The sequence below is a fragment of the Gilliamella apicola genome (genome assembly GCF_000599985.1).
GTDB classification, from domain to species: domain Bacteria; phylum Pseudomonadota; class Gammaproteobacteria; order Enterobacterales; family Orbaceae; genus Gilliamella; species Gilliamella apicola.
On the sequence record NZ_CP007445.1, the window covers coordinates 1,792,168 to 1,804,804 of the forward strand.

The 12,637-nt window shown below is 34.0% G+C and carries 21 protein-coding genes; 3 read left to right on the forward strand and 18 right to left on the reverse strand.

The window, feature by feature from the left end; translation table 11 throughout:
* From GAPWK_RS08230 to GAPWK_RS08270, 12 genes are all read right to left on the reverse strand, one after another.
* Nucleotides 1–402: a gp16 family protein gene (locus tag GAPWK_RS08230; protein WP_025315760.1), complete on the reverse strand. Its 402-nt coding sequence runs from the start codon at nucleotides 400–402 to the stop codon at nucleotides 1–3.
* A gap of 307 nt (nucleotides 403–709) precedes the next feature.
* The gene (locus tag GAPWK_RS08235; protein WP_025315761.1) at nucleotides 710–919 is read right to left on the reverse strand and encodes a DUF5406 family protein; all 210 of its coding nucleotides are present in this window, start codon (nucleotides 917–919) and stop codon (nucleotides 710–712) included.
* Nucleotides 912–1,055, reverse strand: a complete 144-nt coding sequence (locus GAPWK_RS14910) for a hypothetical protein (protein ID WP_158413593.1) — start codon at nucleotides 1,053–1,055, stop codon at nucleotides 912–914. Before GAPWK_RS14910 ends, GAPWK_RS08235 begins: the two co-directional genes overlap by 8 nt.
* A gap of 2 nt (nucleotides 1,056–1,057) precedes the next feature.
* Nucleotides 1,058–1,579 (reverse strand): host-nuclease inhibitor Gam family protein, encoded by a 522-nt coding sequence (locus GAPWK_RS08240; protein ID WP_025315762.1) that lies wholly within the window; start codon nucleotides 1,577–1,579, stop codon nucleotides 1,058–1,060.
* Nucleotides 1,580–1,854: 275 nt separating this feature from the next.
* Nucleotides 1,855–2,223: a DUF2528 family protein gene (locus GAPWK_RS08245; RefSeq protein ID WP_025315763.1), complete on the reverse strand. Its 369-nt coding sequence runs from the start codon at nucleotides 2,221–2,223 to the stop codon at nucleotides 1,855–1,857.
* On the reverse strand, nucleotides 2,223–3,452 hold the full coding sequence (locus tag GAPWK_RS08250) for an ExeA family protein (RefSeq protein ID WP_025315764.1): 1,230 nt from the start codon (nucleotides 3,450–3,452) through the stop codon (nucleotides 2,223–2,225). The genes GAPWK_RS08245 and GAPWK_RS08250 overlap by 1 nt, the downstream gene beginning before the upstream one ends.
* The gene (locus GAPWK_RS08255; RefSeq protein WP_238551109.1) at nucleotides 3,452–4,537 is read right to left on the reverse strand and encodes a hypothetical protein; all 1,086 of its coding nucleotides are present in this window, start codon (nucleotides 4,535–4,537) and stop codon (nucleotides 3,452–3,454) included. The genes GAPWK_RS08250 and GAPWK_RS08255 overlap by 1 nt, the downstream gene beginning before the upstream one ends.
* 41 nt (nucleotides 4,538–4,578) lie before the next feature.
* Nucleotides 4,579–5,232, reverse strand: a complete 654-nt coding sequence (locus GAPWK_RS15150) for a hypothetical protein (RefSeq protein WP_202961636.1) — start codon at nucleotides 5,230–5,232, stop codon at nucleotides 4,579–4,581.
* A gap of 24 nt (nucleotides 5,233–5,256) precedes the next feature.
* Nucleotides 5,257–5,961 (reverse strand): hypothetical protein, encoded by a 705-nt coding sequence (locus GAPWK_RS14270; protein WP_051516260.1) that lies wholly within the window; start codon nucleotides 5,959–5,961, stop codon nucleotides 5,257–5,259.
* A gap of 15 nt (nucleotides 5,962–5,976) precedes the next feature.
* The gene (locus GAPWK_RS14275; RefSeq protein WP_051516261.1) at nucleotides 5,977–6,258 is read right to left on the reverse strand and encodes a hypothetical protein; all 282 of its coding nucleotides are present in this window, start codon (nucleotides 6,256–6,258) and stop codon (nucleotides 5,977–5,979) included.
* 11 nt (nucleotides 6,259–6,269) lie between these two features.
* Nucleotides 6,270–6,575, reverse strand: coding sequence for a helix-turn-helix domain-containing protein (locus tag GAPWK_RS08265; RefSeq protein WP_025315765.1), 306 nt, complete (start codon nucleotides 6,573–6,575; stop codon nucleotides 6,270–6,272).
* Between the two features lie 45 nt (nucleotides 6,576–6,620).
* Nucleotides 6,621–6,812 carry a DNA-binding protein gene (locus GAPWK_RS08270; protein ID WP_025315766.1) on the reverse strand — a complete coding sequence of 64 codons (192 nt, stop codon included), beginning with the start codon at nucleotides 6,810–6,812 and terminating at the stop codon, nucleotides 6,621–6,623.
* Nucleotides 6,813–6,933: 121 nt separating this feature from the next.
* Between GAPWK_RS08270 and GAPWK_RS08275 the strand changes: the two genes are divergently transcribed.
* The 3 genes from GAPWK_RS08275 to GAPWK_RS08285 all read left to right on the forward strand — a co-directional run bounded on the left by GAPWK_RS08275 (nucleotide 6,934) and on the right by GAPWK_RS08285 (nucleotide 7,908).
* A complete protein-coding gene (locus tag GAPWK_RS08275) occupies nucleotides 6,934–7,218 on the forward strand; it encodes a hypothetical protein (protein ID WP_025315767.1) in 285 nt (94 codons plus the stop codon).
* A 30-nt stretch (nucleotides 7,219–7,248) separates the two neighbouring features.
* Nucleotides 7,249–7,563 carry a YecR family lipoprotein gene (yecR, locus tag GAPWK_RS08280; RefSeq protein WP_025315768.1) on the forward strand — a complete coding sequence of 105 codons (315 nt, stop codon included), beginning with the start codon at nucleotides 7,249–7,251 and terminating at the stop codon, nucleotides 7,561–7,563.
* 75 nt (nucleotides 7,564–7,638) lie between these two features.
* Entirely contained in the window at nucleotides 7,639–7,908 is a 270-nt protein-coding gene (locus GAPWK_RS08285) for a hypothetical protein (protein WP_025315769.1), read from the forward strand.
* 147 nt (nucleotides 7,909–8,055) lie between these two features.
* Here the strand turns inward: GAPWK_RS08285 and GAPWK_RS08290 are convergent, their stop codons facing one another.
* The 6 genes from GAPWK_RS08290 to GAPWK_RS08305 form a co-directional block, all read right to left on the reverse strand.
* On the reverse strand, nucleotides 8,056–8,277 hold the full coding sequence (locus tag GAPWK_RS08290; protein WP_025315770.1) for a hypothetical protein: 222 nt from the start codon (nucleotides 8,275–8,277) through the stop codon (nucleotides 8,056–8,058).
* Between the two features lie 50 nt (nucleotides 8,278–8,327).
* Nucleotides 8,328–8,795: a hypothetical protein gene (locus GAPWK_RS08295; protein WP_025315771.1), complete on the reverse strand. Its 468-nt coding sequence runs from the start codon at nucleotides 8,793–8,795 to the stop codon at nucleotides 8,328–8,330.
* A gap of 112 nt (nucleotides 8,796–8,907) precedes the next feature.
* A complete protein-coding gene (locus GAPWK_RS08300; RefSeq protein ID WP_025315772.1) occupies nucleotides 8,908–9,276 on the reverse strand; it encodes a hypothetical protein in 369 nt (122 codons plus the stop codon).
* Nucleotides 9,277–9,431: 155 nt separating this feature from the next.
* Complete coding sequence (locus tag GAPWK_RS14915) at nucleotides 9,432–9,605, reverse strand: hypothetical protein (protein WP_158413594.1); 174 nt, start codon at nucleotides 9,603–9,605, stop codon at nucleotides 9,432–9,434.
* Between the two features lie 203 nt (nucleotides 9,606–9,808).
* Nucleotides 9,809–9,973: a hypothetical protein gene (locus tag GAPWK_RS15250; RefSeq protein WP_238551110.1), complete on the reverse strand. Its 165-nt coding sequence runs from the start codon at nucleotides 9,971–9,973 to the stop codon at nucleotides 9,809–9,811.
* Between the two features lie 575 nt (nucleotides 9,974–10,548).
* On the reverse strand, nucleotides 10,549–12,522 hold the full coding sequence (locus GAPWK_RS08305; protein WP_025315773.1) for a TonB-dependent receptor domain-containing protein: 1,974 nt from the start codon (nucleotides 12,520–12,522) through the stop codon (nucleotides 10,549–10,551).
* Nucleotides 12,523–12,637 lie beyond the last annotated feature (115 nt).

Sequence of the window (12,637 nt, forward strand, 5' to 3'; positions counted from 1 at the left end):
TTATATACGTGCTTGCCAACATTTTAGACTTTCAATTACAACCATTGCTTGCTTTTCAGTCAGCCAATCCATCACTTCAACACCAGTAATACGTTTTACATATGAATTGATGGCTTTTTCAGAACGGTTTTTTACTTTACCTGCATCAGCTAGTTTTAGCCATAATGAGCGTATTTTTTTGTGAACAGGTTCTGTAGCAGTTATCTTTCCCGCTTTTTTTGGTGATTTAACTTTAAAACCTTTTGATTTTAGATTATCTAGTACTTTTTCTAATTCCCGAATTGTCATCATTTTAGTGCTGCTTTTTTTGGTTAGCACTTGTAATAGATGGCGATATGTATCGTCATCTATATTTAACTGGGACTTTGCAATGTGAATTAATCTTATATATTTATGCTTCATAGATTTTATCCTTAAACAATAAATTATTGATTTTAACTTGATGTATTCAGCGTATAGCTCGTCGTATAAATTACCGTCAATATATCCCTGACCGTCAGTTATGCGCATAAATGAATGTTCATGGCTTATCGAAACATAATGGTCAGGTATATATCGGATAGGGTTTGAAAATTTATAATTTATTCCCATAACTTACCTTCTTCATAGGAAATGATTTCTGCACTAATTAGAATTGATTTTAACCATTCCTCTTCGTCGTTTTCTGCATCCCAATCTTGTATTGTAATCCCATCGATATTGGTTAGATTTAAAAATGCGAATCTTTTTTTTCATCAAAAATAGAATCGTAAACTTTTTTAATGGCGAAACTGAATGAGTTCATCCCGTTACTGTTTATTTCGACGTCAATTATAAATTCAGCTCTATAATTCCATACACCAAAAACCAATTTTATTTTTTGTTTTGCTCTATTGAAATTTGCTACATAATTTGGATCAAAGTTAATTAAATTAGTCATTTGCAAGTTCCTTTAGTTCGTCAATGATTCGGTCAGCTTCGCATTCAGATAATCCGCGTTCTTTGCAAATCGCTATAAAATTAGCAATATTGCTCAATATAAATTGATGCAAAATATAAAAATCTTGTTGTAGCATGATTAATTAACCTCCTGTTCGAAAGGTACTATCGCAAAATCTTCAACATCCTTTTTTATTGTTATACCTGGTATATGTGCAACAATATTAGGCTCATTTAAAATTGCTTCTTTGTTGACCTCTTCTTTAGTGCGAACAAATCGATTAATACCCAGTTGTTTGAGTGTTTCTATCACATTTTCAACGCTACGAATTATGCATGATGGAGGTCGATTGCGCCATTGAACTTCACCCGTAACCAAATTGGCTGTTTTAATTTTGCCATTGTTAGTTAATTCATCACGATTTGCTTCGCACCATATTTGAATGCCTTTTTGTAGCTGCGTTGACTTCTGTTTTAATGTTTCAATGTTAGATGAAAAACTAGCAGTAATAATCGCAATTTGGTCATTCATTTCTGTTTCAAGTCGAATTAACTCACGTTGAATATCCCCAAGGCATTTGATTGCTTCTATAGCTTGTTCCTTGCTTTGAACAACATAAACTGAAGCAGCAGCTTTTATACGTTTTTTTTGTTTTAACATTCTTTGTTACTCCTAATGCAAACGACTTATATCACGCTCTTTCCATACAATTCGACAACCATTTAATTCGAATTGACCGAACCTGTAATAGCCTTCATGTCTGTAATATGTTGCTTTACCAGTGGCTATAAACTTAGTGCATTTAGGGTGGTGTTCAATTTCAATTGTAGGTTTTGATAGCAAGTCTATGATAAAAACCAACGACAGTTAATTCCTCATTTTCTAGTATGTAGACTGCTTTGTTGACAGCATTTATTGCATTATTGATTACTTGATTATTTCCCATTTTCATCACTCACAATTAGAATATTCATCTCTTCAGGTTCAAACTCAATTGAGTCATAATTAACAATTCGAATACCGCATGAACCATCCATTACAGGGTATCCATCAATTTCAGATAATTTTTGAATTAGATGATTTACTCCATAATCTTCAGTTACTACCAGTCTTAACGCCTCACTAGTAATTCTTTTTAAAACTGCTTCGGTGATATCACCTTTTGCTAGCCTTAACATTTCTTCGCTATCACTCCAAAAATTATTTATTAAATGTAATAATTTATTGGTCTTTTCTGAGTGTTCAATTTCAATGTGTATCTCAGAAATACCGTTCCATTCAACACTATAAATTGTTTTTTTCATCACATATCACCACGTTCCTTAATGCACTCAATGATTATTTCACCTGTCACGGTTGGTGACCCAATTCGTGCAGCTAGATTTAATGCATTTGAAACTAAATTATTAACTGCCAACGGATAACATAATGAACGCACTTGCTTTTCACCTCTGCGATTTGATGCCACTCGTAGGCGTTTGATGATTTCATTAAATGCTGATGCGTCAAATAATGCTGTATAGTCCATATCAACACGTGCAAATTTATGCTTGATATACTCTTCGACTTTGAAATCTAACGGTTTAATATTTACCACTTCACAACGTTGCACAACTTCACGAACTTCAGGGTTATACTCTGATAGTTTGGTTTGTAACTCCGTTTGTCCAATTAGGATAATTGACAGTAATTTTTTAAAACCCTCTTGGAGTTCATAAAATCTTTTTAGATGTTTCAATGTTGGAATTGGCAATCCGTGCGCCTCTTCAATTATCAGCAGATGTTTACGACCTGATAATGCACTGTTCTTGAGTAATTCATGCATTTGACGAGCACGTGCTTCAGCACTTCGGCGTGGCTTGGCTTGCGGGTTAATAGAGCTAATAATCGCACTACTAATATCCATACTTTTTAGCGACTTACCTTTAACTTCATTGTCCTCTAAACCTAGTACGTATGGTTCAATAACCGTTATGGGTTCATGATTGATATTAATGAAATCAATCAGATCGTGACGCAATGTTGATTTACCACTACCACTTTCACCAATAACAGCTAACATACCGCCGTGCTGAGCGGTTTGACGCATCGCTGCACGGACGTAGCGAATATCGTCAGATAGATAAACGTCCGCATCTTGTGTCATTTCATCAGTGAATGGGTCGCGCGGAATGCGAAAATGAGCACGTGCATCTCGATTTATTGTTTGTTTTCGTAGTAACATATATGCTGACTCCTTTGTTAATTTCTCATTTGAGTCAACTGGCGCGGACTCATCCGCCAAGACGTTTTCTGCGCCAGTTTCTTCTTCAAAAATATTTAGCAAATAATCGTTATTTAAACCTAATTTAATTAGTGCTTTTCCAATTTTCTGCTCTAACTCATCACGTTCAATTGAGCGTGGCCAAATATTGCGATTAACAATTAAATTAATAACTGCCTGACTAATGCAATTTCCTCTAAATTCAATATGCTTGGCTAATTGCGCTTGCTTAATATTGAATTGCTTCATTACATTTTTTAATTTCAACATTATTTAACACTCCTGAATATTCCTGTTGTACCATCACCTACAGCAATAGGTGTTTTGAATGTATGAATTAACGAATCCAATGAGTCTTCTGGCACACCATCTTTGTAACGTGCTGATAACAATTTGTTTTCATCTGTTGTTAATTTGCGACCAATTTCACTAGTAATTCGCATCAAAGCAGCAGTTAGTGTTAATATTGGAATTGATGGTTTTAAATGTTCCGGTGTATCAATCTCTTTGCCTTTTTGTTCAAAATATGCAGGGTGATTAATGTTATCCAGATAACTAAGTGTGTTTAGTTTGCCTTTAAATGGCGCAACTGATTTTTGTTTAGCTTTTTTGATTTCATCCGCAGTCATATCAGGATACGCAACTTGATCTAGTTCTATTGCTGCATGTTCTATTTCGGTATTACCTTTTGATTTATATTCTTCACCTATAACTGGTGCATCTAAATACTGCCCGAACTGATCATAGTTGCGGTCGGGTTCAACACGATAAATCAGTGCTTCGCCATCATAGCGTGGCACCTCAATTTGAATAGCACAATCACCATACACTAAAGAACGGACGGTAACTTTATCTTTAACAGCTACACCATCTAGGCCTTTTAAACTATATATTAAAGAGTTTTCAGCTTGCGGGTGTTTAAAGCTGATAGTCAAATCAGAATTAACTTGACGTTCTTGTTCTCGACTGGCCATCAGCGCTTTACAGACCTCTACAGCAGGCAATATTCTTAATTGCTCAGCAGAGATATGTTGCCACAAGGTTTGGCGTGATGCTGGTTCTGATAACCCAGTTCTATGTAATCTTGTATCTTGCCCTGGTAACATGTTTGAGTTATATGCTTCAGCCCACTTTATTGCTGCATCATTTAATTCATCAATACTATTAACTGGTTGGAACTTTAGACGGCTTTCAAACTGCGTTTCGATAATGTTGTTAGCATTTTCAACGCCACCTTTTGCCCGTGCATTTCCTGCTTCATGTTCTAAATATTTTACTTCTAAATGATCTAATAGGTTTTTAATAGCTGATGCAGTATTTGCAGAACCTTTGTCCCAATAAAGTAATTTAGGCACTCCATGGAATAACCTCCCATCTCGTTTACTCCATGCGAACATTAAAAACTGGAATAATGAATGCTGATTTTCGCCTGCAGCTTCGACATACCACGGAATAATGACACCTGATGCTCGATCATACAGCGTATAGCGCCATACCTATATTTAACTTTTGCATAGTTTTCCAACTTGTTTTTATAAAAATCGCGGTCACGCATGATATGTTGTTTATTTTTCATGTAATAAATTAGGCATAGAGATGGATCTACTTCGTGTACATGATTGGGATGTAATGTTCGTAATGACCGGACGGGATTTGCCACTTGTTGTGCTTTTACATTCATTTTGCGAACGCGTAATAATCTTGCAAAATGATTAGTACTTACACTAATTTCATAACCATTTTGTTTTGCGATACTTGTTGCGGTGGTAGTAAACATAGTTTGTTTACCATTATCACGCACTGATTCTTTACATATTGCCCCAACAACATTTAAAGAAACATCAGAAACACTTGTATCACCTTTATCAGATCTACATTTTCGATCACTTGACCAACCGCAAAATTCTTTTAATTGTCGATAAATGGTTTGCTTAGAAACACTTAAAAATTCTTTAGCTTCATTCATAATAGTGCTTCTTGAACCAAACTCTGTCTTATCTAGCTTAATTGCTAATTCATTTAAATAGTTGCGAATATTAGGTGATACCATTTTTAATTCCTTTGATATGAAATATCATTTATATAAATCTTGGACATTCTCATTTACTAAAGATTCTTGTCGTTGTTGGGCTTCCATAATATCGCTGTCAAATTTGTTCCAAAGTTCACGATGCACATAACGAGCTTGATCTAAAGTTAATACGGCCGAACCATTTAACGTTAATAATGCTATTTGCATTGATTCGGGTAATGAATATGGTTTTTCAGGATCGTAATCAGGGTCATTTTCCATTATATCGAGCATTAATTTATACATTATGTCTACATACTGCCTTTGTTCTTCAAATAGCTTATCTATGCGTGATTGGGTTTCTGCTATTTGTTTTTTAAACGGCTCTAAACGCTCATCAAGTGGCACGGTTTTCATTTCAAATTGAGCTAATTTTATCGCTAGCTCTTCTTTTTCTTTAGCTACATCAGCATTACGTTTGCTAAGCGCCTTGTAGTCAGCTTGTAAATTGCTGTTTTCTTTTTTGAGCAAATCTTTTTCTTTATTGTTTTTGGAAATAAATTCTTCTGCTAGTTCAACTAACGATTCTTTATCACCAGCTTTCGCTACTTCAATCAGTGCCGTTTTTTGGTCTTCCGGTAATTTACGATATTGGCGTAATTCACGATAACCGATACCCATACGAGAAATGGATTCAAGGGCTTCTTCTCCAAGTGAATGTAAATTTGCTATCGCTTCATTTGCATGTTGTGGAGTCCAACCTAGCAACTTGCAAAAACCTTCCTATGTATTTTTTGAAGACGAATCTTCACTTTTATTATTTGTAATATATTGATATAGCTTATTTTCTTTTACATAAGATAATTTAGCAATGAAGACAGTATTCATAAATTTAGCAAACGCATCAGCCATCTGGGATTGGCCTAACAATTGATTAACTAGGTCACGTTCTTCATTATATTCACTTTGAATAGAAGTAAAGTTGTTCATTGCATCATTAATCCTTTGCTCATCAATTGCTGGTAGTTCAATTGCTTCTTTAGTTGAATTTGCTACTCTTGCCATTTTGGTTATCCTTATCTTGCACCAGCCATAATACGCTGGGTGATCTCTGTTATTTGGTCTTGCATTTTATTGATATGAATTGCATGAGCTTGGGCTATTTGCAACATTTGCACACTATGAGCAAACAGTCCGTTATCAAGCTTAATAACTAACCCTTCTTCGATTAGTGTTTGTAACGATCGTGTAACATTTACTGGTGATTCATTTATCATTTTTGCAATATCACCATTTGATAAGCCTGTCAAAGTATAGCCTTTCAATGCTTTTAGCACCTTTAAGATTCGTGTACCAGAAGTAGAAATTTGTGATTTATGCATGTTTTTCTGCCTTTTGCTGTATATGAAAAACTGTTACAATCAGTGTTAGCAGGCTTGTTTTAAGCCGAGTTTTACTGCTATATCGTGTGTTTTACCACGATGAGCGCGGCTTAAACCATTTAGAACGTTATAAACAACAACTGGGTGGTAACCATTCTCAATCGCCCAAGATTTGATGGTTTTACCTCTTTGTTGAAATTGTTGTTTAACTTGTTCGGGAGTGAGGACGTTTGGCATTTTTATCTCCTTTGATATAAGTTATTAATAACTAATTTATAATTTATATGATATATTTAGTGTTTTTTGGCTAGTTGGTTGTGATTTTCATCCAGAATATGAGGAAAAAATAAAAAATTATATGATGGGTAAACTGAAAGATCCTGATAGTGCACAATATAAATTTAAAGGCTATATGCAAGGAAAAATAGATGGTCACGATGCAACTATTTATGTTGTATTTATTAATGCTAAAAATGGATTTGGTGCGTTTACTGGTTATCAAGAATATGAATTTGCAATCTACAATAATCCATCTGAAATAAGTGGATTTCTTTTATCCCAAGGTGGAGTTGAAGAAGTTAGCCATTTAACAAACACAGATAGGTTTGAAGTTATTGAGAAAATGAAGATTATTGATGGTTAATATTGAATATTTAAATAAATAGGGTTGAGTATGAATAAATTAAATTTACTAATTTTATGTTTAGCTTTAGGTTTAACTGGCTGTGCTACTGTTACCGATATGCACGCTACTGGAGGCAGTAAGTCAGATGGTATAGTTGAAATGTCTTATGAATATCAACCAATGCAACGAGTTAATATTGATAAAGACAAAGCATTACAATCTGCAATAAAAAGATGTCAATCGTGGGGGTATCAAACAGCAGAAGCATTTGATGCAGGTCAACGCTCTTGTGTTTGGGGTGATTTTTTAGGATGTAATCAGTTTAAAGTTACTTATCAGTATCAGTGTTTGGCAGAAAATTAGACAGAGGTAATATGGAAAGAAACATCTTTACAACAGAATATAAAATAAAATTTAGTTAAACTAGAGGAAATGGGAATGGCATACACAATTCAAACTGGTATTATCCACCAAATAAAAAAAGAACAAAATACAAAGGGTTCAGCTGCAACGTTACAACTACAAGAAGCATTGCATTCAAATAATGAGCATTTAAAAAATTTTGTTGAATACGCAGAACAACAGCTACAAAAATCAGGACGCAATAGTTCTATTAGTGGTGGTTTTGGTATTCAAAATACTCTTTCTAAGGCCTTAGCAGATGATTATTTTTCTACTAACGACCAAATTGATTACCTTCTATATTAATATTATATCTAAGTTGTATCAGTACAGAAAAAACAAATATTAAATGGGACATTACCCAAAATTGAGTATTTAAAAGATGACCTTGTGGATATTACAAACAACTGATGAAGAAAAAAGTTGCTCACTTGATAAAAAACGTAACGAACATTAATAAATCACATGGCTGTTAAGTTTGTTGGGAGAGTTGCTCGTCTTTTTTGCTGAGGTTTCGAGCTGCTCTAAACCTTTTGAAGCCTTTGGATCGCTATTGTTCAATTCTTTCAATTCTGTCCTAACTTTTTTAGATTCTTCCTGCAAATTTTTAGTCTCTAACTCAAATTGATACGTTATTTCACAGTCTTCGAATTTTGCCATATTTTCTCCAGGCATAAAAAAACCTGCCGAAGCAGGTTCTATTCAATTTAGTTTTGCTATTAAATTTAATGTACTACTTTAATACAGTTTTCTTCAAGCTTTTGCCTTAAATTACCTTCTACTTGCGCTTCCTCTGAACCACCTTTATAAACAATCTCAATAACCTGAGTGTATTTATATTCTTTATCTGAAATATATTCAAACTTACTAGATATATAATGTCTAAAAAGCTCTGATATGCTTAAATTTTTTACGTCTTGCATAGCAACAATTGACGATACTGAACTCCAGTTCCCCTTGGCAATGTCATCACCACGCCCTTTCATCAACATTCCATCATAGTTTTTATATGTAATTAAGACTTTTTCACTTTTGACCTCTCCAAAATCTTGAAAAGTTCCATTTTTCCATTTTGCCTTTTGCTCGTTTTGCCTACACTCCCAATCCCCTACAAGCATCTCTTCAGTTATCTTTTTCTCGCCACAGCCAAACAACACAAAGCAGGCCAAACCTAATAATACAATCCTTTTCATACCATCTCCTTTAAATTTTTTTGTAATAGTATGTTATTTAAGGACTAAGGGCAATAAAAACCCCACTCATAGTGGGTTAAAACTAAACGAAAATAATAACAATTACAAGAATCTAAAAACTTTGATTTACACTTATTGCTGGATTTGTTTCTGATTCAGTAAACGCGAAGTTAATCACAACATTCTTCCTGAATAAAATATCTAAGATTTCGATAGTCACAGATGAGTTTGTTTTCCTTGTATAAGCCTGTGTAGAAGCTCGACTAACAATATGTTTATAAACCCATCTAGAATCAGTTTCACTGACAACCACTTTTGTGATCGGCTTACCAAACATTGACAATATTTCATTTTCAGTGGTTTTATCTTTTTGTATTAAAGCTACTTTATTAGGATCAATTGCATTCCCAGTTTCAGCAACAGCGGTATAAGTACATCCCGAAACAATCATAGATATTAAAAATAAAAAAATTAATCTCATTTAAATAAAATCCTACTTCATCCATTTATATAATAATGCTATGTGATTTTGTTAACTAGATCAATATTTATTTGATAGTAATACAGCTTAACTATATCTTAATAAAAGTGTCCAACTTTATGAGGTCACTTCAAGACGGCGGTTCAGTGAATTAATTACTTATACCTTATAACAAACAGAGCTTCAGCAAGTCTCCCTAACATGTGTCTTTCCGTTTTGTCGTCAGCTTGGTCGATAATTTGTTGCAATTGCTCCTCTGCATCATCAGGAAGTGGCTCGGTGTTAATCAGTTCAGTTGCTTGCTCAACTAATAAATCAAACTTATTCATTTAATGTCCTTATCTAGTGATTCGAAAAGTTTAAATAATTCTGGAGAAAGTCGCTTTTTAGCTTCTCTGCGATTTTCAATATACAACGAAAACGCTTCAGCAACAAATTCTCGTTTGTTATGTAGAGCATAATTACTAATTGCATGTGCCCAACCTCGTCCTCACAATTTCTTAATGATATTATCAATTTCTTCCTGGTGTAGCTAATGTAATGCGTGTCCCGTCTCATGAGCATAAACATCTCTTGGAGTTGATACCGCTATCCATGGGATGTAATCCATTTCGTGAATTATTTTAGTCAATTCTTTGTTCTTAGTCTGACTAACCAGCTTTATAGAACGGTTTATCCCTGTGTATACAGGGAACATCTCAAAGAATTTGATGAACCAACATTCCAGAGCGGTTTACCCCTGTGTGTACAGGGAACATTTTTTAATCCATCCTGCAAATCTTGTTTTGCGCGGTTTACCCCTGTGTGTACAGGGAACATGTTTTTTTTCTTCCCATTCACCACCATAGGTATCGGTTTACCCCTGTGTATACAGGGAACATACCAATTATAACATACTGTTTTATAATTAAAATATTGGCTGTCAAATTTCTACCGATTTTTTGGGTTAATTTGTAATAAAATTAGTATTTATAACACTATGTTTTTATTGAGTTAATTTAAATTAACGGTAGTTAAAATTAATATTCATAGGATTCTACCAATAAATTGTTATTTTTCACTAGATTAATAATAATAATACCTTGAAATATATAATTAGATTTTATTAAATAGCAAAAAGTTACTATGTTGACATTGCATTAAGTTATTTTATCGATGGGTGAAAAAAGGTATTTCTATTTTTGGATTATAAATAATCTATATTAGTATAAATAGAAAAAGATGGCTGTTTGAACAGTCATCTTTTTTATAGGAAAATACTTATTAGTTAATTTAGAAGTTAATCTCGGTACCTATGAAGTAACGTCGACCTTCTAAAGTTTTACCGAAGTCAGCATTTGAGACATCTTTGTCAAACAGGTTATAAACTCCACCATATATCTTAGCATTTTTATTTATATGGAAAGATGCACCCACATCCCAGAAGGTATAACTTGGATATTCAATTTTCTTACCACTTCTATCTGTTGTACTTTCTACACCATAATAAGCAACTTTAGTCCATAAATCCCACTTGTGAGTAACATACCAATCAAGTTGAGTATTGAATTTTTGCTTTGGTGTACGGTTTAAAGGTTTACCTTTATTATTTCCGGTTTTTTGTTCTGATTTATTCCAAGAATAGTTAGAACTTAACAAGAAATCAGTAAATAGTGGTGTTTTGAATGATAGCTCTAAACCTTTAAGATCTGCCTTATCCACATTCTCTCGCCCTTGAACAAAATCAAATTTTTCACGATAACCATTGATTTGGCAATTTCTTGATCCCGCAGTACCTCGGCAAATATAGAATGATTGAATTTTATCTTTATATTTAGTATAAAAAGCTGTTACAGATGCATCAACACCATATTCATTGGTATAACCTACACCAATTTCAAATGATTTAGTTCTTTCAGGTTTTAAATCTGGATTTCCCATTATCATCCCTTTATTACCTGTACCCGATCCACCTGTTACTTGTCCCCAGTCTGAAACTACTTGACGTAGTTGTGGTGTTGCAAATCCAGTTGAATAACCACCCTTCAAAGTAAAGTTATCATCTATATTCCAGACACTATAAATCTTAGGATTCCAGTTATGACCATAGTTTTCATCGCGATTATAACGTACGCCAGCAGTTATACTCCAGTTATCAATGATTCTGATCTCATCATCAGCAAAAAACGCATAACTCCAACGATCAATTTTTGATAAGTTTTTATTTAACTGATTACCACCATCATGAAGTTCTTGATAAGTATATTCACCACCAGCGGTTAACATATTAATCCAGAAAGGAATTGTCACACGAGAGTCAACATTCGTATTACGAATTTTCATTTTCCTTTCTGGATTATTATTGCTTTCATGAGCAATAAAAGATGTTGTTGATACATCACCAAATAAACCATTATGAGTCAAAGCAAAAGAGTTACGACGGTTATCTCGATTGAAATCACCACGATTAACTGGCCTTGTTTTTCCACCTGTAGCATTACTATTTTGTAAAGATCGCCCAAAGTCGAGATCAAATGTTTGTGTTTCAGTTGCATTAAGGGATATTTTACCATTCAGGCTACGTAATTTTTGTCCGGAATGGCCATTTAGGAATTTGTCCTCATGACGTCTACTATATTGACCATATAACTGAATACCCAAAATATCATCAATAATTGGTCCCATGGTTGAAAAACTACCAATATAGGTATTTTTTTCATCTGAACGGTAAGGAATCACTGACTCAATACGTACACCACCATGCCATTTGTTAGACACTTTTTTAGTGATGATATTAACTACCCCACCCATAGCATCGGAACCATATAAAGAAGACATAGGTCCACGAACAACCTCAATACGTTCAATAACGGTTAACGGTGGTAACCACCCTTGTTCAAAACCGGAATTATCACTATTTGGTCTAGTTTCACGTGTACTGACTTTTTTACCATCAATTAATAATAGAGTGTATTTAGCATCCATACCACGAATACTAATATCGGTCGAATCCCCGCCACCAGTTATTGTAACACCAGGTATATCTTTAAGTGCATCAGTCACATCACGGTAAGGTTTTTTGCTAATTTCTTCCGGAGTAATAACTGAAATTGTTGCCGGTGCTTCTTTAATTTGTTGTGAAAATCCTGATGCTGTCACCACCATGGTATCTGTGTCTTTATCGCTTGCAGCCGTAGCTATCCCAGACAAGGACAATAAAAGACTAGTGTTAATGACATGTGTTGCCAATTTGAATTTAGTATTCATCTGTATAACCCTATTATTTATATTGATATTTTCTACCGCAATCCGTACGTACAATATATCATATGAGAATAGTTATCAATATCTTTTCTAAAAATTATTTATTACTAGACAATTT